This is a genomic window from Anabaena azotica SJ-1 (assembly GCF_047275885.1).
GTDB classification, from domain to species: Bacteria; Cyanobacteriota; Cyanobacteriia; order Cyanobacteriales; family Nostocaceae; genus Trichormus_B; species Trichormus_B azotica_A.
On the sequence record NZ_CP178455.1, the window covers coordinates 25,045 to 48,456 of the forward strand.

The following is a 23,412-nucleotide window of genomic DNA, read 5'->3' on the forward strand; positions in this document are numbered from 1 at the left end:
TTTAAGGGTGTAGATTCTCCACTATCAACACCTTTTTGAATTTCTTGTTTTAATTTAGCAAGGTGTATCTGTTTAAAACAATTGTTCTCGCTGATTAGCAAGATTATTTTTTTAATTACGAGTTTTGTAAAATTATACATACCAAACCTTAATTGTGAAGACTCGTTATTTGACTTGATTACTATGCAATAGATTCAGATAGCAAACCTGACATATCCAAAACTCGTTGAGACAAAATACCGGATTGTTCGGCAACTTCAGCACGCACTTTTTCATCCTCCCAAATTTCCTCCCAAGTTAATTCCCACATTGCCAGTTGAACTTGAATATTTACTAATTCTTCAGCTTGAACAGGTTCTAGTTCTGCTGCTGTCCACTCAATAAACAACTTGGTTTCGGAAATTACGCTTTTCACCGCTTCTTTATAAGCCATTTGGGAAAATGACTTAATTCGTGCTAAATTAGATGCGATATATCCTAAGCGATTTGGTATATTGTTGAGTTGAAAGCGGGTTTGTTTTTCATCTAAATTTTGGTTCATAAAAACCATCAAATAAAAGGTTGATTGTTTTCACTTTACTATGATATGGCAATTCCTATTCGAGTGAGTTACAAGCATTAATAATTAAACGCAGATGGACGCAGATAAACGCAGATAATATTTTAATTCATTAGACTAGGAAATGCTATAACTGATAACTTTTTTAATCCTACCCTGTAAATAGGTTGTTAAGGGTAGGTATTTCGCAAATTTAACAAGTAAAGAAGCTACATTTCAACTTAGAAACCGTGGAGAGCGATCGCTTGTTTTATTGTAATTCACAAATTGAACACGAACCTACGTTTCAGATGTAGCAACTGCATCCAACAACACCAACCCCATCTGCTTCAATAAAGCAGTATTCCCTTCAGGACAGCCATGTTGAATTAAACATTTAGCACAGCCAGTATGACAATTACAATCTCGTGCCATTACCCTACCAACATTAGCAAGTTTTGGCAGATGTTTAAACACAGCTTCAGCCGCACCATTGCCGCCATCACTGGTATCATAGAAGTAACCAGTGTAATTGTTATTTTCCTCTAATTCCTTCACCACTGTAAAATTCACCTGTTTGGGGTCAACTCTAGCTACAAGCTGTAATGCTCTCATAATTTGATGTCCAAAGCTGTGGATAGCAATAAAGGGACTGGAATATTCCCACAACTGTTGATAAACAGAAGGTATCGGTTCTTGACTGCGGGTTAAACTGGTTCTAGTTTCTTTAGCAAACTGTTGGATATATTCTCGCGCACTTGAGTTAATTGTTACTTTCACCATAGGGGCGGAAAACTGGGTGCGAAAAGGTTGCTCAAACTTGGCTTCTGACAGGGTTTTAACAATTACAGCTTTGCGGGTGAGTTTGCGACATAGGGGACAACGCGGTTGTTGAGGTAACGGTTCTTTATAGTTGAGACAGCGTTTATTCAAACAAGTCTGCTCGTAAATTTGCGTCATTAAACTGTAACCGCTGGTAATGTGTTTAACTTCACCAAAACTCAGTTCTAGGGTTAAGTATTCCTGACAGTCTTCAACTTCAAGCAAAGGTGCAGAGTGCGAAATTTTCCCCTTTATTCTCTGTTCCTCCTTTACAGATTTTTCAATGACTACAATATCAGTCTTGTGAGAAACTTTCCCCTTTATTCCCTGTTCCTGTTCCTCCTGTTTCTTTTCTTCCATCCCATCTGAAGAAAACAGCAATGGTAAGTTTACTGGGTCAGTTAACATAGTTAAACTGCTGGTTTGTGATACCGTAGTTGCAACCGTAAAAATTGAACTATCTGCTATTTGTTTTAAAATCGCTCGTTTACTGTTAAGGTCTAGAGAAATACATTGATAAGTCAGCATTTGTCCCTTAGCATCTTGCCGTTTATAAATAGCTTGGGGATGCACTTCTCGATGAGCGATATCTTCAGATATTTCCTCTAATTCTTCCCCAGAAATTGCATCTACTAATTTAATAGTTGTTTGTGATAAACCACCACGAAAATTAACATCTTTATGGGGATAACCTTTAGCCCATAAACCATTACGACCTTTGTGTAAATGTCCTTGGGCTAATAACAGTTTGGCAACATCAAAAGCGGCTGTACCAAAATAGTGTTTAATTTTGTTAGTGGGAATGCCTGTTTCTGCGGCTGCACACATCAAATGTTTAGCTGCAAAGATGGGATATTCATCATTAAAAAACACTTCTTCAGATTCTCCAGATACCAGCATTTCTGGATGTTCTGCCACATAACAATCAATGGGGTTGAAAGCATTGGGAAGCAGCACTGTTAGTCCTGGTTGAGAACGTCCGGCTCGACCACTGCGTTGCTGATACGCCATTTTTGAACCAGGCCAACCACGCAATACACAACATTCTAATTCTGGTAAATCTATTCCTGCTTCTAAGGCTTCTGTGGCAATTATCCACTTGATTATACCAGATTGAAGTTGATTAACTACTTCGGCTCGACGCTCGGCAGTAATGCCACTATAAAATGCGGTAACTCTGTTTGATTTTAACAGTTCTGTGACTTCTCGCACACTGCGCCGGGAGTTACAAAAGGCGATTCCTGATTTATTTTGATTGAGTAAAAATTGAATTATCCGGGCTGTGTCAGCAGTTAAATTATAACTTGGTTGGGTGATAATTATTTGTCTGGGTGGTGCAGCTGCTCCACTTTTACGAATCCAAATTAAGGGTTTGGGGTTGAGTTTTGTAGGTTTTAAACCGGAGATTTTTAAAGCTAATTGTTTAGGATTACCACAGGTAGCACTGAGGAAGATAAATTGCAGTTTTTGGGAGTCACCACCGTATTTATCTACTGCTAGTTTAATGCGGCGAATTAACCAAGCCATATTTGCGCCATAGCTACCGGAAAGGGTGTGTGCTTCATCAATTAAGATGTAGCGTAATCGTTGATAAAAGTTTGCCCAATTTGGTGATTTCCAAAGTTGTTTAAGTTGGAAGTGAATTAATTCGGGAGTGACTCCTAATATATGGGGTTCACTGGCAAGTATTTGTTCTCGTTCTGCTGATTTAACATCTCCTGTCATCATTGCTAAGACTGGGCGATATTTTTGGGGTATGGTAGAAAGAAGTTGTGAGATTTTCTGGAATTGGTCTAGTGCTAAAGCTCGCAGTCCATAAAATGCTAAGGCTCGGTGTTGTTGAGTGATGCAACCTTCGATAATGCCGGGGTATGTGCTGAGGGTTTTACCACTGGCTGTAGGTGAGGTGAGGATGAAACTTTTACCTTTTCTAATTGCTTGTAAGGCTTTGATTTGATGGGAGTAAAGTTGGGTGATTCCTAATGATTGTAGGGCTTTGATTAGTTGTTTTGGTAGGTCTTTGGGGATGGTTTTGAGGTTAGGTTCGGTGGCGGGAATTGTTTGTTGATAGAGTATTTCTTCTGCTAGAAATTCGGTGATTTCTGTTGGTTCTGGGGGATGGTGATTTGAGGGGGAATTTTCGGGAATGGGTGTGGTAGGTGGTGTCCACAGGCTTTGTAGTAATAAGCTGTAGTTGGGCGTGTTCATGGTGGTGTTTTTTTGAACTTTGCCCTCATAAATCCCCCAGTGGGGGAAGATGTTAAGTTGGGAGAGATGTACGCAAGCTGTTGTAACTTTGATAATGCTCAAATCAGTAATCGGTTTGACATAAAATTTTAAATTTTTACCAATACCTCTATTCTGATTTGACAATGTTTTGTTAAAACTGATAAAGCAGATTATTTATAGGCATAGTTGGGCATGACGGATGATCAAGTGAGAAGCCACGCTGTAATAAGTGATAAACTAGCCTTGCTTTCTCAATTAGATGAGCTAAGGAGTGCTTGGCAAGAGTGTCAGTCTAACCGCTCTGATGGGGGTTCAAACGCTTTAAGTGGTTTTGAGTACCAGTTTCTTTTAATGCTGCTCAAAATTGTTAATCAATGGAAAGAAGCTTCTGATATCGAACGTCAAAATCCGAATACAGCCCACAATATTCTCACTGAGGTCATTTCAGACATTACTGAATCAAATGAGTTTATTACCCTCACTCAAGCCAAGCGAACTCTTTCAGACAGTGCAGTTAGCAAAGCTCTTGAAGAATTTTGGGACATTTTTAACTTGGCCTCTGAGCGTACACCTAGTTTATTAAAAAAAATACGGTTTGTAATTTCTGGAAATTTTGAAGGTGAGAGGAATGCTACTGAAATAATTGACGGATGGGGTACTAAAAAATTTAAAGATAATCAGCAAAAACTTAACGATTTTAAAAAACATATAAAACCTGAAATAGTCCCAGACCCAAAAGTAAAATTAAAGACAGAGTTAGAAACTCTTTCACGGGATGAAGATACAGAAATTACTATTGGACGGTGGTTAGGTTATCTTATTCAAATTGGTTCTGGTATTTCCCCTGAAAGCGTTAGTTCGCGTATTTGGCGAGAACTCAGAGATGATAAAAGTTTAGAAGCTTTTCGGGCAACACTGGCAAGATTATTTAGTCAATCACTTTATAGAATTCGTGCTGTTCGGCATACTCTCGGTGTAAATCTTTCTCTACCTAGAACAGATACACTTTCACAGCTACAAACATCTGTACTTGCAAAGCAAATAACCCTTCTCATTGGTTCTTCTGGTTCGGGTAAGTCAGCACTTTGTAAGCTGAGTATGCAAAATATTTTTCAGAATTACACAGCCTTATTTCTCAATCCTAAAGACATTTTTGATTTTACAGATGCTTTAGATTCTGATTCTAAAAGAGAGACAAGACGTATTGATGAACTCATTACCGCCCAAGCCATTGAGAAACCCTTAATCATCATAGATGATTTAGGTGATGCTAATGATCAAAATTTTAGTTCTGTACTTAACCTTATCCAAAATGTATTGACTAACGAGACATCACCTGAAGTGCGCTTCATTCTCGTGGCTCATTTAGATGCAGAAAGCAGTATTTGTGAAAAAATTGCTGCTCGAATTGGTACACAAATTGCAAGTGATAATATTATTAGGCTTCCACAGTTACCTATTGATGAAATTAAATCATCTAATGTACTACCAGACCAAATTGCTAACCTTGTTCAACGTGCTGATGAATTTGGACCTGCGTTGAACATGAAGTTTTTAGATTCACTAATTAGAAGCGATCAAGAAGAAGAAATAAACACATCTTTCTTTAGAAATGAATTAGACTTACTTAATTGGTATTGGGTTAATTATGTAGGAAATGGTAATAAAATAAGTGAAGAATGTCATGAGTTAATTAAGATATCTTTAGCTTTAGCAGAAAAATTTACTCCTGATTTATCTAAAAATAATTTGTCTATAAATTCTCAAGTATTATATAAGCTTATACGTCTTGACTGTTTACGAATTGCAGAAGAAAAGGTGGCTATTACACATCGGTTTGTAGGAGACTGTGCAAGATTTCGCTATCTTTTGGGTAATTGTCGTGATGTAGAAGTCAGTGAACTTGTAACAAAACTTAAAAATCCGCTTTGGTCAAAGCCAATACGCTGGTTTGCCTTGTACCTTGCTATGGAGTCTGAAGAGACTGAAATATGGCAAGAACTATTTCAAGAAGCATTAGCAGGTGAACATTTACAGCTAGTTGATGTACTGCTTGATGGAGCAATTTTGAGCGGACGACCACAACCAAGTTCTATTCTTAATATCTGTGTTGGTGAACAACTTCCATTACGGCTAGTTGATGTACTGCTTGATGAAGCGATTGTGAGCAGACAACCAAGTTCTGTTCTAAACATCTGTGTTGGTGAACAACTTCCATTTTTGATCGAGCGTCTTTTTTATCGGCTTTTTGCGATCGCAACATATCCTAATCCTTATTTTGCCAAAAATTCTCAGTCTATGTCCGCTGGAGCAAGGCTTGTTGCACAGGAACAGATATTAGGTATACCAAAAGTACATCTTTGGCAACCGATTTGGCGTTGGCTTTTATCTTTAAATCAAGAAGTTTTAGTAGAAAAACCAAAACTTGTATTTAATGCAGGACAAGCATGGTTAAACTGGGGATTTGCAGAACAATTCCCTCTGCGAGTTGAAGTTGCAGAACTGGTTCTCAATTTGTCTCAAAAAATATTACTGCCTGATACAGAGCAACAAAAACGCCACTGGTTTGGTGATGCTTCATCATCTGCTTTTGCCTGTATAGTTTTTGCACAAAGACTTGTTCCTGATCGCTCAACATGGCTATTAAGGACATTGGCAGGGCGAGAAATCACTCCAGCAACAAGATTGGAATCAACAGAAACCTCTAGTTTTCTCAGTAGACCTGGAATAGGTGTGCTTGAACCTGCTCATCCAAAAGGACCTTTGGGAAAAGTTAATCACCAATTCCGTAAATTCATGCTAGAAAAAAGTGGACTATATCTTGATGCAGTTACTCGTGTCAATTCACAACTTGGTGCTGAATTGCTTTTGGCACTAACCATTGCACCACCAAGTTATAGTTATGAGTTAGATGATCACTTTGATTTGTTCGATGATGATCTTGGAACAGAAGGCTCTGATGATATTGATGTTTGTACATTCAAGTTCTTACCACTTCTTTCTCTTTTGAAAATAGATGAAGAACTAGCAGTTGATGTTGTTGAAACCCTTTGTCAAATAGCTACAAATAGTAGATATCAGAGTCTGACTAATCTCAATCAAAGAATAGATCAGTCAGAAATAAATTCTGAAGTTAGCGAGTTACTGCGCTCAAGTGAAACCGATCCTTATGAATTAATACTAATGATTGGTGATACTAAGAAAAAATTCCAAGGTGGAAGGTATGCACTCTATTGGCATCGCAATTATTCACTATCTTCTAAAATTGTGAATTGCTTCTTAATGACTTTGGAAGGTTGGTTTTACAGCCGCCCTACCAGAGAGGAACTTGAAAACTCTATCTCTCTCGTTTTGAGTCATTGTAGCACTGTTGCCATGCTTGGTGTACTCATATCTCTAGCGAAATGGGATATCAGCCTTTTAAATGGGTCGCTATTACCTCTTATTTCATCGCTACAATTGCTAGTATGGTTAGAATTTGAGCAGATAGATCATGGTCAAAATTTTGGATTTGACAGTATTGATGCCTGGAACAGCTTATCAAAACAAGAATATCAAGAGCTTCTCGAATTCAATCAATTCCCGTATCGCAAATATAATCTTCAAAACATAATTCTTCATTTGTGGCTCAATGGAGTTATTCCCTCAAGAACACAAGCTCAAATTCTATCAGATTGGGATAATTACCAACTTGCCGATATTCCAGAAATTAACAAGATTCGCGCATTAAGAATTCGAGAATTGTTTGAAACAAGCAATTGGCAAGAAGATAGAGATAATAACGAAAATCAGTTTTTCCGTTTCAACGGCACTTTTCCTGAAGATGCCAACTCCGAAGCCGAATCTGCGCGATGGTATCTCAGTAACCTCCAAATCGTTACAACGAGCCGACGCATTTTAGATGGAAAAATGCAAAAAACTCCAGAGTTACACAACGAAATGGTTACACTTTTAACAAGTGAAGAACAGCTTAATTCTCTTAAAGAACATTGTGATGAAGCAGCATTTTTAAATGTAATATGGGCAGCGATAGCAATTATTTTAGAACCACCAATTATTCCTCTAAATCAAGAGTTAGAAGTGGATTTAGATTATCTTGCTGATCGCCTTTCAAATACCCCTATACTTTTGGATGAAACAAACCGTTCTCAGACTTACAATTTAAATGCTGAAGCTTTTATATCTCATGTAGCTCCTAAATTACTGAAGAGAATTAAATCTGAAAGTTCTTTTCGTACTGGTGCTTTTCGTTGTCTTATAGGAGTAAGCAACTGTAATACATCTACCTTTATGCGCTCATGGATAAAAGAATATGGACTTACTAATCCACTAACACAAGAACTTATTAATCTTGCGCCTCGAATGTCCCGACTCATTGCGTTAAGTTATACACTTGTTAATTACGATGAAATCCGAAAAAATCTGAATCCAGATGGGACTTATATATTTCCACATCGTGAAGATATTGCTCAAGCAATAAACAATCAAGAAAATCCTCAAATTCATGCGGCTTGGTCTATCTTACAAAAAGACTTTGTTGAAAAGAAACTTACTGATAAATCTATTATTGAAATTTCTGAATGGATTCCAGAAATATTGGTTCAACCTCTTCAAGAATGCCCAGGCTGGTTACGGCAATGCTTTGATTGGAAATTCTTAGCAGCAGCACTAATACCTGTACTAGAAACACAACCAAATAGTGAAATATCTCAGAATTTAGTATATTCATTACGTGAGCAAGTTATTTTTGCTTTACTTCATACAAGAGAAAGAATTTATATTGACCATAAAGCTACTAATAAAAAAAATATTCATAATTCTAGAGATAGCCAAATATATGAATCTCAATCAAAAATTTTAGATGTAATTATAATATCTAATTATACAGAGACAACCAATTCAATTAATATAATAATAGATGTTTTTAAAATGGTTAATCTTGTAGATTGTGTTATTTTAAAGCATATTGTACGTACACTCATGCGACATAATTTACATATTCTCAATGATTCTGCAAAAGAAAATATTTCTCCAGCTTTAATAAATGAATCATTAAAGAAATATACAGCTTTTGCTATCGGACAATATCTTTTTGAACTGAAAAATAAACAAGAGTCAGATTTACGAATTATTGGTAAAGCAAGTGATGTTTGGGAAGAGTTAATTAAACTGTTATCAGAGGAGTTTCAAGAGAATAACGAAAACACAACTAATTTAGACACAATGCTTACAGACTTCTTCGAGAGGTTTCAAGATGTATTACTTTCTGATTGGTGGCTGAGAAGACAATTATATCAAGTTGGTAAAATAGAAAAATACAAACAATTCCGGCGTATACTGTTCAAAGCTCTAATTCAACATCAGGAACTTTTACCAAATAGCAGAAATGATGAAAGTGAGCTTTTAGTTCAAGTTATTGCTGAACTTTGGGATTCAGATAAAAATTGGATTATAAATAAACAATCAAGACGTGATGGTTTAAGAACATCGCTTGGGCAATTACAAGAAATTGACGCTGTAGGTGCAAGAAGACTATCAGATGAAATAGCTGATTTTTTAATACACCATCCTAATTAAACAACTCAAGAATATATACCAATATTATTACAATGAAATTGGATTTTAGACAGACATCAAACATTCAATCCAAAATCCAAAATTATCCCTCAACTTCCTCCTAATTAAACTACCTGAAACAACCTACAAACACCAAGAATCACCACCAACAAATCCCCACCATCAGCACCCCTCTTAATAGACATCTCCAAATCCAAAATCATCGTCACCGCCCTAGCCAAAGCATTGATATTTGTATTTGCTACCTCCTGACGCAAATAGTAAACCCGACGCGGATTACTAATATTACAAACTTGAGCTAATTCACCATCCTTCTTCACCCCAGAAACCATCGCAGACTTCACCCATAACCAAGTTCTAAACTGCGTTAAAATAGTGCTGACAATCACCATTAAAGGCTCAGAACGAGACAGTAAATCATCCAACAACTGCAAAACTTGATGGCTTTTTCCTTCACGCATAGCCGCAGCCAATTGTAGGCTATTCTGAGTTTCACATGGCACTAACTCCTGTATCTCTGCAAGCTCCAATTTTCTCCCCTGAGCATAGATAGACAGTTTGCGTAACTCAGAAGCAGCACGGGTCATATCATTACCAATAGCTTGTGCTAAATATGTTACCGCCTCCTCTGACAACAGCAGTTTAATTTTCTTAGCTGTAACAGCATTATCTGTGGTGTTCGTGTAGAGTCTTGCAGCCAGCGAAACTATCGCCTCTTCAATCAAATCATACCGCCAAGGTGGTATCAACGAAAACTCCAACAACTTCCCATACTTGACCAGATGTTTGTAGACCTTCAGCCGCTTATCTACATTATTAGCCACAAACACCAAAATTGTTGAATCAGGCACTTGCACCAACTGTTGCAAAGTTTCCAACTCCGTATCGCCCCACTGCTTGAGGTGGCAATTTTCCACAATTACCAGTTTTTTACCATCAGTCAGGGAACGAGTACGAGCCACACTCAAAGCCTTATCAAGCTGACCATCTGAAAATCGGTGATAACATAAAGTCAGCCATTGAGAATCAATCTCTGCTTTGTACTGGTTTAGCTGTGACTGAATCGCGTGTTGGTCATCACCAGTGAGCAAGACAATCATGCTTTCACCCTCCCGTTATGACTGTGATTGCTGGTCTTAATCAACACAGTGAGGGGTTTTGGACTTTGGGTAGCTCGTTGCAGCATTTTAGCGATCGCCTCCTTACCATTCTCAAACTTTTTCTGATAAGCTGGTGTCACCTCTAAAATTGCCTTAGACCCTTGCAATTTCACCAAATGACCATGAGCTAACAGCTTTTGATGATTAGGTTTAGCCTTATCCATCACCTGCTGCCAAATTTGCGCTAGGTTAGCAGTATTAGCGGTATTAGCAGTATTATCGGTATTAACTAAATCAGCAGTATTAGTAGTATTGGTTACAACTGCTGGTAACAAACTCTCATCACCCCCATCTCCAGATTTATCATTCACCTTACTGACGGTGTACGTACCAAATGTTGGTAACAATCTGTTATCATGCCCTGGTTTAACATTGGTTTTCGTTGTTTCCACAGACAATAAACCAGGCAGCAAATTGAGTAAACAAACCTCCAACCACACGCCCGCATTTACCGTATACCGCAGGTAATTTTCAGCTTTTTGTAACTCCGCTAAAGACAAATTCAGACTCTCAAAATTCCAGTGTTTAGCAAAAGCTTTGAGTTGGGTATAACTGACACAACCAGTTAATAAAGTTTGTTCCTTCGGTGCAGACTTGATAATTAACAAATCTCGGTATGTTTGCAGTAAATTTGAGATAATCAATTTGGGCGTTTTCCCAGAGTCTACCAAAACTCTAGCGACTTGCAGCAAGTTAAAAGTGTTGTTGGTAGAGATAGCCTGTAAAATAGCGATTAACTCGGCTTCTGTGACACCGCCAGCAATTTCCATGATATGATGGGCGGTGATATCTGTATGCAAAAGACCAGCTTGACCGAGTAATTGCAGGGCATCTCGTAAACCACCATCACTCAGTCGAGCGATCGCACTTAATCCCTCATCATCAACAGAAATAGATTCCGCATCTGCGATAATACGGAGGTGCTGCACAATAGTTTTAATGGATAAAGTGCGGAAATTAAACACCTGACAACGACTGACAATAGTAGGTAAAACCTTGTGCTGTTCTGTGGTGCAGAGAATGAAAACCACATGAGGTGGTGGTTCTTCAATACATTTGAGTAAAGCATTGAAAGCATTACCGGTTAAACAATGACATTCATCAAGAATAAAAATTCGATAACGTCCTGCCACTGGTGCTAAAGTACAGCGTTCAATTAAAGCACGAGCATCATCTACACCATTATTAGAAGCAGCATCAATTTCACTTACATCTAAACTATTGCTACTTTCAATTGCACGGCAAGATTGACAAATTCCACAAGGTTTATCAGTTGGTTTTTTGCTATTTAGACAATTGAGAGATTTAGCAAATATGCGTGCAGTCGAAGTTTTACCTGTACCTCTAGAACCTGTGAACAAATAAGCTGGAGCAATTTGTGAGTGTTTGACAGCATTAGTTAGAGCAGTTTTGATGTAAGGTTGTCCCACCAATTCTGCTAAAGTTTGGGGACGATATTTTTGATGTAGGGCGACTGTAGACATAGGATTTATTCATCTTAATTCGTCGCCATTGCCCCTGTTAAGGGGTAGATTTAACCCTACTTCATGCCATCACTTACCAACGTATTTACTACCCAATTATTAACTAGAGTATATATATAATATTCTGCCTCATGACCAACGAACATATTCCTGTAAATGGTTTTCAAATCAACGAGTTTATTCTTTAGAATTGCCTCCATAATGCCTAAAATTTCATCAGGGTGACAAGGTGCAGATATATTTGAATTTTTGCCAAGTTTATATTCCGTAAATAAATCTACCATCAATGATTTAGAATAACCTGTAGCAGTGTGAATTAATTTGTTTCTTTGGTCAATCCAAAAATCTAACTGCTGTAACCCAGAGAGAATACGCTGGCAATCTTCTATTTCCTGGGGATTATTTCGGTACTCAATCAAAGCTTGCACAAAATAACGTTTAGTAAATCTGTTAGTCAATGATACTCTCTCCCCTCTACCAAATTTAGGGTCAAATTCCCTTTGTAAAGAAACAACCTTATCCAACATTGATGGTTTACTTAGCTTAATTTCTTCGATTTTAATCGTAAAGCTACTTTTAATTTCTGCCTCGTATTCAGATCTAGATAAATTTCTTGGAAAATTTCTCCCTGATTTAGATACCCAATAACTTGCCTGAGCTTCCCACTTCAAAATCAACCCATGTAATACTTCTTCACCAAAAGATGCAAGATGTGCCAAGAAACTAGCAACTTGATCCAATTGCCAATAAATGCGATTTTGGGTGTAGATACTCAACAAACGATGTTGATAAACTCCATATTTATCTGCTGCTTCTTGGAGTTTAGGAAAAATATCTGTACTAAATTCTAGGTAAGTTGTAACTGTATCAATTTTTGGTTGTGCCAGTTGTTTAGCAGTTTGAAAATCCAGATTAAAGCAAGCACGAGAAAAATCTAAAACTTGCAGTACCAATTTACTTACATCATTACTTTTTTCTACATCTTCTTTACCAATTATTCCTTGTTGAATCAAAAAATTCAGATAATCTTGCCAGTTCTTTAAAATTTGTACCGCACCATCATAATCCCAGCGTTCTACCAGAATTTTAATCGTTTGGTATTTTTGAGTCCGCATATAACGCCAGTAAGATTCTAGCTCACAGTCGGAAGGAATGCCTTGAAATACACCACGAATGGAAAGTTGTGGGTTGACAAACAACAGCTTTTTCACAGCAGATACCGAAATACCTTGCAGTTGCAACGCAGTTTTCATCTGGGGTGTTCCCCCTTTAGCACTGATCAAAAGCATTTCCTCATCTGCTTGTGATTGAGTTATAGCTTGGGTATTAGTGTTAATTTCTTGACTAATGCGGTTATATACAGCTTGATGATTTTGAGTAATTTCTCCTGGTGTTTCTTCTAATTCTTTGCTTGAAAATCTCAATCTTTCAATTTCACGGTTAATAATTTTAACCCAAATTACATCTCCAACTTTAAAAATGGTTCTTAAATTCTGTGGATTAATTGCCAGTTCTGAGATATTATTAATATTGAGGAATCCGCGTACCCCTCCATTAACTTCTACAAATAAGCCTGTGTTTTGAGCATCAAAGTCAACTATTTTACTAGATATTATCTCATTTAATTGAGGATAACGTTGTTGTTGTTGCTGTTTTTCTTTTTCAAAATTTAGTTCACTAAAAAAGTTATAGTAGTATTGAAATAAATCATCTGGAATATATACTCGATATTTTAGAGGGATTGGTTTATCTATTAATTGAAAATTAGGCTGCTGTTTTTCAAACCAGAGTTTTAGAATCTCATACATGAACACAGTATCTTTTTCATGTCCTTTAATCATGTTTTCTGATTTTTGGTTAGTAACGAATATATACCCTTTATTAATGCTTAAAGCTAAGGCTTGTTTAATAACTCCCCAAATCCGGGGTGCATGAATGCGTGAATGCCAATAGGTAAAATTTTCTTGATATTTCTCTAATAACTTCTCTGTCAGTTCTCTAGTTGTGGGAGTTTTATCTGCTTCAAATCCTAATTCTGCATATAGTCCAGTTGATTGGAAATATTGTTGAGGAGTTTTCCAAATGGCTAATTCTTCTGGTGTTAACTCATCAGTCTTTTGATTGGGTTCAGATGGAAGCGGGTCAATGGGTACATAAAGTTCTTGAGCATCAACGTTGATTTTAATTGCCAAATCTGATGTACCAATGTTAGCGATGAGAATACCCATATTTTTCTCCAAGATGTGAAGTTGATAATATTTAATTGGCTGAAAACAAGTAATAACTAAAAAAGAGAAAAGTCTTGTTTATCTAGGTTTGTTGATGAATTTATGTTTTAACCGTCTTGTTATTTACAATAGAAAAAGGAAGGAGTTACAGGAATAACAGAAGTGCAGCTAGAGCTAAGTACAAGGTTTGTATTTCTGTCTCCTATGTTGTATCTCCTACCTAGTTTGAAGTCGTTTGATGATATGTATCTTATGAGACTTACATTGCCGAGTCGAGGGAATTGATGCGAACAACAAAAATGTCTAGAGGTTATCAACCCCAAAGTGTGACATAATTATCTGCGGATGCTTGTAGTTGCGTCAAATATTCGCTACGAGGTGACTGAGTTCCTCCAAAAACAGTGACAACTTGGTATCTTTGTAAATTGCAAATCCAAACAGGAGACGGTATGGCATCACGTCTGATTGTTTGTCCATTGACCTGATATTGATCTTCATTGACACCACCACAGAGATTTTTGGCATCACTGTCAGTTTCAGTTTCTGATTCTAAATTATGGAATTGTTCAGCTAAAATTTGCAGTGCAAAAGGTTTGTTAGGAATAACTGTGCTAAGAATTCGTTTATTAACTACAACAATTCGACAGTTAATATCTATAGATTCTGACCAAATTTCCGAAGTACATCTTATGACTTCTCTGGGATTTTTTTCATTTAGTTCTTGTCCATGTATTCTTGATAAATATTTATAAAATTCTTGTAACCTTGACTGAAATTGAGTTTTAAATTCATCAGGACTTGTGGGCAACCTCCAAATGTTTATTTCTGAATTAGGTGTAATATTTTCTCTAATAGGAGTTAAATTGCAGCCACGATACCAAGGATTACTATTACGTTGATAACATGGTCTTCTTGCTCCTTGACCTATTCCACCTAAATGAAACATCATCCAAGTTAAATTTTTTAGCAATTGAGCAATATTTATTCTTTGGCTTTTGTTATTTTCTGTTAAACCTGAATGGCGTAAAATTAATCTTCCGGCTTGTTCATTTTCTTGATCATCCTCAACATCAACAATTTCTATGCGAAAGAGTCCTGTTTTTGCTTTTGGTTCAATTGTGCCAAATATAGCTCCTTCTAACTGACGAACTCTTTTAGACGGTAATACTCCTAAAGCAAAGGCTCTAAACCAATAGCGAAGCATAGAACGAAAGGCTATTGGACGCAATTCAGATTCTGATTTACCTGGTTGTTTCCAGTTATTATTCTCATGATTTTTATTATTTTTTAATTCCCATCCACTAAACTTTTGTCTACCGTGAATAAGTTGTCCTTTTATTTCAAAGGGTACTGATAAAATGACAGGGTTTTTAATTGGACGTTGTTCATGGGGAATATTTCTTAATTCTTGTGGTCTTAGTTTCAGTTCACCGTAACCACTGTTTACTCGTGAGCCAATTCCTTGTAATAGTCCTTGAAGTAACCATTTTTTGACTCGTTCAATAATTTCATCAGAGCAATTAATACCTTTACGCAAGCCGATGACAAAAGTAGGCTGCAATAAAGATAAAAATACATTCGGATTAGTTTTATAATTTGGTGGTTCGTCTCCTTGCCATTTCCAAATTTCATTGGCCATATCTGGCGTTAGTCCAGCTTGTTTATTTTCTACTGCCAAAGGGTAAGCATCAAGAAAAATCACCTTACCCATAGAAGCAGTAGGTTCTAAATCTCCGAAAATATTTCTAACATCTTCTGGAGTTGTATTAGGATCACGTTCTGCCATTTCCCTAGCCACACCTTTGAGAGTTGTACTAGGTATATAAGGCATACCCAAAGCATCAAAAGCAGGGATTAACATTGATTCAGGTCCCCTCATTCCTCCTACACGAATTCGCCAAGGTGCTTTGACTGAAAAAGATTCTGTAGCTAATTTGCGTGTGCGGTCTGTTAAGGTTTTTAATCTAGAACTGTAATTACTTTTTTGCTCGATTTTATCTAACAGTTCCAGAACTTCACCATTATTAACTAAACCGATTTGGGGATTTTTATTATCAGGGTTTTCCCGGCGAATTCTTAACCAACGGAGATATTCAACAAAACTAGCAGATGAATCTATCTGAGGATTTTGATTTAATGGATGATTCAGCCAAAGATTAGTAGGAATAGGGGGCATAATTAGTACGTCAAAGATTGTAAAACTTAGATTTGTCAGGCACTGCGTGTATTATTTAGCTGTGTTCTGTTCTAGTCAACAGATACTTTTATTTTTTTCGGATACAATGCTTCAGCCCAAAATGAAAACTCCTGTGCTACTTTTAAAGCAACCCCTGTTAATCCCAAATAATCAGAAGCAGTCATATTAGAATCCGTGAGTTTGTCAATTCTTGATATTCCTCCCAAGGGATTAGGGGTTTCTCCTGCAAAAGCTAATTCTCCGAGTGTTTGAAAAAAGCATTCAACAACCGCTTGTTTTTGTCTTTCATTACTTAAAGCTGGAACTTCCCCAGCTAGTCGCAATAGTCCCCAAGTAGCAACAAATGAATAGAGTTCAACTGCTTGGCTTTTTTGTTTTTCATGATCTTTTAATTCTGATGTTCTATCTTTAACTCTCTTTAAGTTGGTGTAGACTTTAGTTGAAATTGTTCTGGGGTCATAGTTTGTCATATTATTCACTCCTGAATTACCTTCATTTAATTTTGTCGTTGATTTTATTGTTGTTGGGTTTCCTTGCGTCAACCCAACCTACTTGTGCTAATTATTCCATAATTCAACTAAACCTCTACCTAAGCTTTCTTGTCCTCCAAATTGCCAATTTATTTGACTGGTAAAGATATTTTTTAAATTATTACAAGCAGCTTCACTTGTTCCATTAGCAGCAGTCGTACTACCCCAAGGAAAATACATTAATGTTTCTGGGGGAATTGCTTCTTCATAGCGAAAACCTGCATTGTCAGCTAAGACTTTACCTTCACCTAAATTTACTCGTACTTGTCGCCATAAGCTAGTTTGAATTAGTGTTTGGCAATCAGCATCAGATAGCACTAATGCTTTATCAATTATTTCGGTAACTTTGTTATTTTGGGGAATGTAGTTTTTCCATTCTTCTTTTGTCCAAATCGTTAATTCCGAAGGTTGAAAAATAGCATCTTTGAGGTATAGTTTAACTTTACCTACACTGCAACTACCAATTGCTGGTAAAGATAATTGTTTATTTTCTGGTAAATATTGGTTATATAATCTCAACCAACGCCGCAATAAAAATGGTGATGTCACCCAAACTATACCATGACTTAGGGAAGGAACAGGAAACCATAAAATTGCACTATCTCCTATCCACAAAGAACCTTGAGTGAGATTTTCATCACCGTTTTGTTGCACATCTTCTAAGGTGTTGCCCCACAATGATTTACGTTGATCTTCTGGAGTGCTGGAACGTAATTTACCTCTAATTCCACTAGCACTCATATAAGGTAAATCGGAATGAGATTCACGGGCAATACCTACAATATTACCTTCTTGACTAGTTCCACCAGTATGCAAGGGAGAAAGTAAATACAAATAAGAAATGTATGTGTTCATAATTATCTATTCCAAAGTAAAGTACCGTAATTTAAGCTGTACAAAGTCTGCAACCATTTCTCTTTTATTTCCTGTTGGGGTAATAGTTGCTGCAAAGATTTTTTCTCAGTTTCACTCAACTTTTCATAACTATCTTTAAATCTGTACACTGTTCCTGGGGCAACATAAGCCCGTTGTGGTAACATTGGTGTTTTGACATAGGGTGATTTACCACCCCAAAGTAATGGTCTATCGCTGACGCAACCTGCTAAAATTTCTTGCCAGTAATGAGGATATACACCATAAATCATTTCTGTGGGCTGAGTTTGTGCTAGTCCTGGTGTGAGAAGATAGGCTTTATTGCTTGTATTTGTAGGTTTTCTGAAAGATTTTAGCTGGTCTAAAACAGACTTTTGAAAATCGTCAAAGTTGTACTTTTTATTTTTCTTATCGGCATTATTAAATATATCCTCAAGGGGATAAACTAAAGCCCGGTGTCCTTCTCCTCCTAATCTGACTGTTGATGATGGTAATTTTGTATCTACAGCCGCAATTAATTTCCAATGTTGTTTTAATCTGATTGCTACTTCTGTAAAGTAACCATTTTCAGATTTAACTTGGCGTTGATTTGACTCCATTTGAATATGGGGCAAAACTTGTTTATCCCAAGGATCTGCTTTGAAGTCATCACCGTTATTTTTAAAGTTTAAAGTTCCTCCTTGGAGATATGTAATTAAAGCCTCTGCTTTTATCCAACTATTTGGAGAACCGCTAATATATTCTTTGGGAGAATTGGTGTTTACAAGTACGGGTGTTACCATTGGGGAAATACCCGCTTCTGGAAAAAAATCTGGATTAAATCCTAAATGTTTCCATTGGGGATTTTCCCGGTTTAATGGTTCTAAACAAGTGAGTCGTTGCCACTTTTGAGATTTTTTACCTTTACTAATAGTTTGTTGTTCGTCTTCGTCTACTTGAATTGTCACACCGAGTAAATCTTTTGGTGTGGGTAAATAAATTTCTGGTGGTTTACCTGGTTCGTCGTAGAGTAAAAATGATCCAAAGAATTGTAAGTCTTTGGTTTTATCTGCTATTGAACGTAAGGCTTGAAAAACGGTGGTTGGTACTGGGGGAAAAAGGCTTTTAGCCCAAGCCCCTTCTCCTGGTGAAAATGGTTTGGCTTCTCGAAATAAGAGGATATCGAGAGGTTCAATTACATACCATTGCATAGGTTTAAATAATTGATGAGTTCATAATTTTTGTGGATTTTTGTAGGGATTTAGCAATGCTACACCCTTACTATTTTTATTTTTATTCGACTTCAAAGAAGCCAAAGAAAAATCAGTATCTAGGTAATGCAGGACAACCAACCACCTAAAAGTTTCCATTTTTATTCGACTTCAAAGAAGCCAAAGTTACAATATTCTCCTTGATGACTGACACTCCTGAGAAAGTTTCCATTTTTATTCGACTTCAAAGAAGCCAAAGATTTAGAATAGGCAATAACGGTGTGATCCAAGAGTTTTTAGTTTCCATTTTTATTCGACTTCAAAGAAGCCAAAGTAAGATTTCCTAATGAAGGAAACAATTTTAATGAATGCTAAGTTTCCATTTTTATTCGACTTCAAAGAAGCCAAAGGGTTCTTTTAAATCCTGTAATCGCCCAAAATCAGGGCGACCAGTTTCCATTTTTATTCGACTTCAAAGAAGCCAAAGAGAAGAAATTCCAGCGGATTTCGACGAGTACGATCTCGTTTCCATTTTTATTCGACTTCAAAGAAGCCAAAGGGAAACTCTACCCTTTACCCCCTCCATAAAGTCTAGCTAAACGTTTCCATTTTTATTCGACTTCAAAGAAGCCAAAGTGAATATGTTTCCATCCAAAATGTGATTATTAGAACTGTTTCCATTTTTATTCGACTTCAAAGAAGCCAAAGTTATTGGAATGAGGTTGGTTCTACCATTGAACATAAGTTTCCATTTTTATTCGACTTCAAAGAAGCCAAAGTAAAAAACTCTGATCTAACAGTGTTAGATCGAAATTAGTTTCCATTTTTATTCGACTTCAAAGAAGCCAAAGCTAAAGATCAAGTCGGTGTAGTTCGCAAAGATCAGGAAGTTTCCATTTTTATTCGACTTCAAAGAAGCCAAAGAGGTTTCTTGCCCCTAAAAATAGGAGCTGGTTATTTTACAAGTTTCCATTTTTATTCGACTTCAAAGAAGCCAAAGGCTACAGCTTGAAAGCCTTACCCTGAGCTAATTCTACAACACTTTTTTGTGGGATGCAAATTTTACCCCTAATATTTGAGAAATACTTCCAATAAGCACTAGATCAACATACCTCAAACCCTTACTTTGTAGATAATCCGAGGGAGTTAACGAAAGAATCAATGTTTCAGCCCTTGTCTTACTCCCTCAGATGCTTATAGCTCATTAGCTTATCTATTACTTAAACTAATCAATAGCGAGAATTTTTTTGATTTAGGGGTATTACTTCCCCCAATTTACCTCCTGTTGTCGCCGTGATACCAAAAACGCACTAAAACGTAACAAATTCGCCAAATCTTCCGGTTTTGTTCCCAAAGGTTTATCATCCACCTCTTTATCCATATTTTCAACCCCCCAAGCCCACTGTTCCCAAGCATCCAACCATCCAAGTAAAGCATTTTCCATCTCTTTATCAAGTTGTTCATCCCGACTTGCAAGTATTACCTGTGCGGCTTTGTGAAACAGACGACTATCTTTAGTCACATCTGCATGACGTGGTAACTCCTCAGCTAACCGATACAACACCGGACTAAAATCAACCTCTTGATATGCTTGTATAAACTTCCACCATAGGGGCAACAAATGACCTTTCAGCAATGCTTCTAAAGTATTACCAGAACCGTAAATTACTCGAAAACATAAACCATCTTTATTAGGATAAATTGTTTCATATCCTGGAGAGTCTTGCCTTTTCTCTATTACACCTGACAACTTTTTCGCCCGTTCTTTTTCCGCATCCCAAATACTTTCTAAAACCGTTGGTAAAGGCACACTTTTATGGGCAATGACAATACCTAAACTCATGGTTGCACCTTCCCCCATTGTAAATAAAGGTCGTCCTGGAATTTCCGCAGGTCGTTTTTTTGCGTTTTCCCATTCCCAATATCCCCCTTCATTTTTAAATTCATTTTCCGGGTCTTTTCCACCACACCAAGCCGCCCGCAATGACTGTAAAAATCCCGGTAAATCTGCTAAAGGTAAGGCAGCCATGACATCATCACCACCGCTATAAATGACTTTACCGCAATACCTTTGTTCAGTAAGATAGGGTACTAATCGGTTAGAAAAATCTAATAATGCCCTATTTAATCCGACGTGGGTAGCTGGACCTATGCGTTTTTTAGTTTCAAGTAATTGTTGCCAATTTTCATTTTCTTTGTGTTGAGAATCTACTAAATCTGTCACAATATAATCAGCATAAGGTTTCAACTTACTACCATTTACATATTGTCCCATTCCATCCCCATCACCTAATACTAGTACCCACCAGTCAGCCGGACTACCATCACCAAAATATTTTCTTTGGACAGTATCAACAACAGTCCGTAAAGCAGATGTTTCTATGGCGTTGAGATTCATGTCATCTGCTAACCATTTACTAGAAAACATCACCCCATTTAAACCTTTTTTATAATTAGGTAATGCTTTCACAGCAGCATCAGCACGGCGGACTTGAAATGGACGATGAGTACGAGAACAAAATTCATCATTTTTTGATTGTAATTCTAAATTTTGCTCTATTTGTTGTCGCAAATCAGACCAAAAAGATTGTATGATTTTTGGATGATATGTAGCAAAATTAGCCGCAGCAATAGAACAGAGATTAGGAAAACGAATCAACCCTTCATAATCATCATCTGGGTTTAATTTAATTCCTAAACTGTCCGCTACACCCCCATGTTTCCAAGCTAAACGCTTTGTTAATTCAATGGCATTAAGTTTTTCAGAACCGTTGAATACACCAGGATAAACAACAGCCATTACTTGCCAAAATAACCGCAATGATTCTAGGGGTAAACCCAGTCCATTGTAAAAGTTTTGATAGAGAAACCGGGGATGTAATGCTGTATATTGACCAGATAAGGTAGAACGTTCACCAGATGCAACGGGTATTTGCCAAGAACGAGTATTTTTAATGGCTTGAATGGCTTTACCTAATCTGCCTTGAAAACTACCCCACCAAGTGCCAACGTTGAGAGAATTGTAAGCATTTAATTCGGCTTCTGTGGGTATGCTTTTTTGATTGCTGGGATTTTCAGTGTCATTATTTTGCTGAGTTATGCGAATATCTGCTATTTGATTTTGTCCTTCTATCCATTCTTTTTGACTATCAGAATTGATTTGGATTTGTAAATCTTGTTCAGGATTTCCTAAAGGTACAGCTACAAAGTAAGTTTCCCAGGAATGATTAATTTGGGCATCCCATAATTTGTTCCATTCCCAACATCCTGGTTGACGGAGTTTTTTTAATTCTGTTTTGAGTTCTTCCTTGGCTTCCTCTGATGGGTTTTCTCCTAACAAGTCTTTTTCAATTTTTTGCAGCCGTTGATTTAATTTGTCACCATTTGCTATTTTATCAATAGAATCATTTGCAATAAAATCTTTTTTTACAACTTCTCGCACTTTTCGCGCCATTTCTTGCCAATGACTTTTTAATGTTGCTTCTAAATCTTTCCCGAGTTTAATTGCTTCATCTTTACTTCCTACTAAAACAGTAATGACATTAGGAAAACCCGCAGTACATAGACTTTGGGGTGGGTTATCCTGATCCCAAAATTTTCTGATGGGATCTGTTCCTTCATATTTATGAAAATCAGCTTGAAAATCAGGATAATGTTTTAACAACAAAGCATCAATAATTTCCTGACTCCATAAAGAAGGAGTAATGACTGCATCGGGTCCATATTTTTGGGCAACTTCCCAACAAAGAATAGCACTCAGGTAATGCAACAGATATGAACCACTCCAAAAATCGAGAAATTTACGTGAGGCTTTAATAAATTCCTGGACAGGAGAAAAGGTAAATATTAATAAATAAGGGTGTTTTTCTTTTTCATCTTTTTGCCAATCTTGAGGAAACATTGCCCCTACTAAAGCGGAAACTGTACTATTATAACTATGGTGAGAACAATCTGGTAAGATGGTATGGGCAGGATTTAAAAGTTCTACATTAAATGATGCCAGTAATTGAGGATAAAACCGCCAACACCACCAATATAGTTGAATTATTTTTTCCTCTTCTGTTATTTTCGGTTGTTGAGAAAACCGTTGATAAACAGTTTGAATTTCTGCTGCTATTGTCTCCAGTGGTAGTTGTTGAGTATGATTAATTGTTTGTTTTTGTCCACTTATAGGATGTCTTAATTCTATGGTATTGGCGTTATTTTCAACTACGTTTAAATTCACCCGGTCGGAAGAACTGCCAATAGTTGCTGCTATATGTCCTTGAGTTTCCCACCATTGATATAATTCGTTAATATCTGCTTTAAAGATATCGAGATATTGACAGATAGATTCTGTATTTTGAGAATTTTCAGTAATATTACGTAACAAAGCATAAAGTTTGCGTTTATATAAGTTAATATTTTTCATTGGTTGCCCTTGTGTGTGGTTTTACAAACCAAGTATAATTAAGTACAGAATTCACCATATCATAAAAGTATCTAAGTGGTGTTAAATTGATGCGAACAACGAAAATTCAGATCTCCGACTTCTTTGAGAGGTCGGGGATCTTGTTCTTGTATTTTTTCGTTATTCGCGTTCAA

Annotated in this window: 11 protein-coding genes and 1 CRISPR repeat array; of the genes, 1 reads left to right on the forward strand and 10 read right to left on the reverse strand. The window is 36.8% G+C overall.

Going from position 1 to position 23,412, the window contains the following annotated elements:
- Positions 1-181 precede the first annotated feature (181 nt).
- A complete protein-coding gene (locus ACLLO5_RS26615) occupies positions 182-541 on the reverse strand; it encodes a hypothetical protein (RefSeq protein ID WP_413176297.1) in 360 nt (119 codons plus the stop codon).
- Positions 542-838: 297 nt separating this feature from the next.
- Positions 839-3,568, reverse strand: coding sequence for a DEAD/DEAH box helicase (locus tag ACLLO5_RS26620; RefSeq protein ID WP_413176298.1), 2,730 nt, complete (start codon positions 3,566-3,568; stop codon positions 839-841).
- 213 nt (positions 3,569-3,781) lie between these two features.
- Here ACLLO5_RS26620 and ACLLO5_RS26625 point away from each other — a divergent pair, with 213 nt between their 5' ends.
- Complete coding sequence (locus tag ACLLO5_RS26625; RefSeq protein WP_413176299.1) at positions 3,782-9,166, forward strand: ATP-binding protein; 5,385 nt, start codon at positions 3,782-3,784, stop codon at positions 9,164-9,166.
- Positions 9,167-9,270: 104 nt separating this feature from the next.
- Here ACLLO5_RS26625 and holA read toward each other — a convergent pair whose 3' ends face one another.
- The 8 genes from holA to cas10 form a co-directional block, all read right to left on the reverse strand.
- Positions 9,271-10,266 (reverse strand): DNA polymerase III subunit delta, encoded by a 996-nt coding sequence (holA, locus tag ACLLO5_RS26630; protein ID WP_413176300.1) that lies wholly within the window; start codon positions 10,264-10,266, stop codon positions 9,271-9,273.
- Complete coding sequence (dnaX, locus tag ACLLO5_RS26635) at positions 10,263-11,810, reverse strand: DNA polymerase III subunit gamma/tau (protein WP_413176301.1); 1,548 nt, start codon at positions 11,808-11,810, stop codon at positions 10,263-10,265. Before dnaX ends, holA begins: the two co-directional genes overlap by 4 nt.
- 56 nt (positions 11,811-11,866) lie before the next feature.
- A complete protein-coding gene (locus tag ACLLO5_RS26640; RefSeq protein ID WP_413176302.1) occupies positions 11,867-14,038 on the reverse strand; it encodes a hypothetical protein in 2,172 nt (723 codons plus the stop codon).
- A 313-nt stretch (positions 14,039-14,351) separates the two neighbouring features.
- Positions 14,352-16,214: an RAMP superfamily CRISPR-associated protein gene (locus ACLLO5_RS26645; RefSeq protein ID WP_413176303.1), complete on the reverse strand. Its 1,863-nt coding sequence runs from the start codon at positions 16,212-16,214 to the stop codon at positions 14,352-14,354.
- Positions 16,215-16,285: 71 nt separating this feature from the next.
- Complete coding sequence (locus tag ACLLO5_RS26650) at positions 16,286-16,705, reverse strand: hypothetical protein (RefSeq protein WP_413176304.1); 420 nt, start codon at positions 16,703-16,705, stop codon at positions 16,286-16,288.
- An 87-nt stretch (positions 16,706-16,792) separates the two neighbouring features.
- Entirely contained in the window at positions 16,793-17,620 is an 828-nt protein-coding gene (gene cmr4 / locus ACLLO5_RS26655) for a type III-B CRISPR module RAMP protein Cmr4 (RefSeq protein ID WP_413176305.1), read from the reverse strand.
- A 2-nt stretch (positions 17,621-17,622) separates the two neighbouring features.
- On the reverse strand, positions 17,623-18,828 hold the full coding sequence (locus ACLLO5_RS26660; RefSeq protein WP_413176306.1) for a type III-B CRISPR module-associated Cmr3 family protein: 1,206 nt from the start codon (positions 18,826-18,828) through the stop codon (positions 17,623-17,625).
- A gap of 71 nt (positions 18,829-18,899) precedes the next feature.
- Positions 18,900-19,828: direct repeats of the CRISPR family, unit length 36 nt; unit sequence AGTTTCCATTTTTATTCGACTTCAAAGAAGCCAAAG.
- Positions 19,829-20,089: 261 nt separating this feature from the next.
- Positions 20,090-23,239, reverse strand: a complete 3,150-nt coding sequence (gene cas10, locus ACLLO5_RS26665) for a type III-B CRISPR-associated protein Cas10/Cmr2 (RefSeq protein ID WP_413176307.1) — start codon at positions 23,237-23,239, stop codon at positions 20,090-20,092.
- Positions 23,240-23,412: the final 173 nt, after the last annotated feature.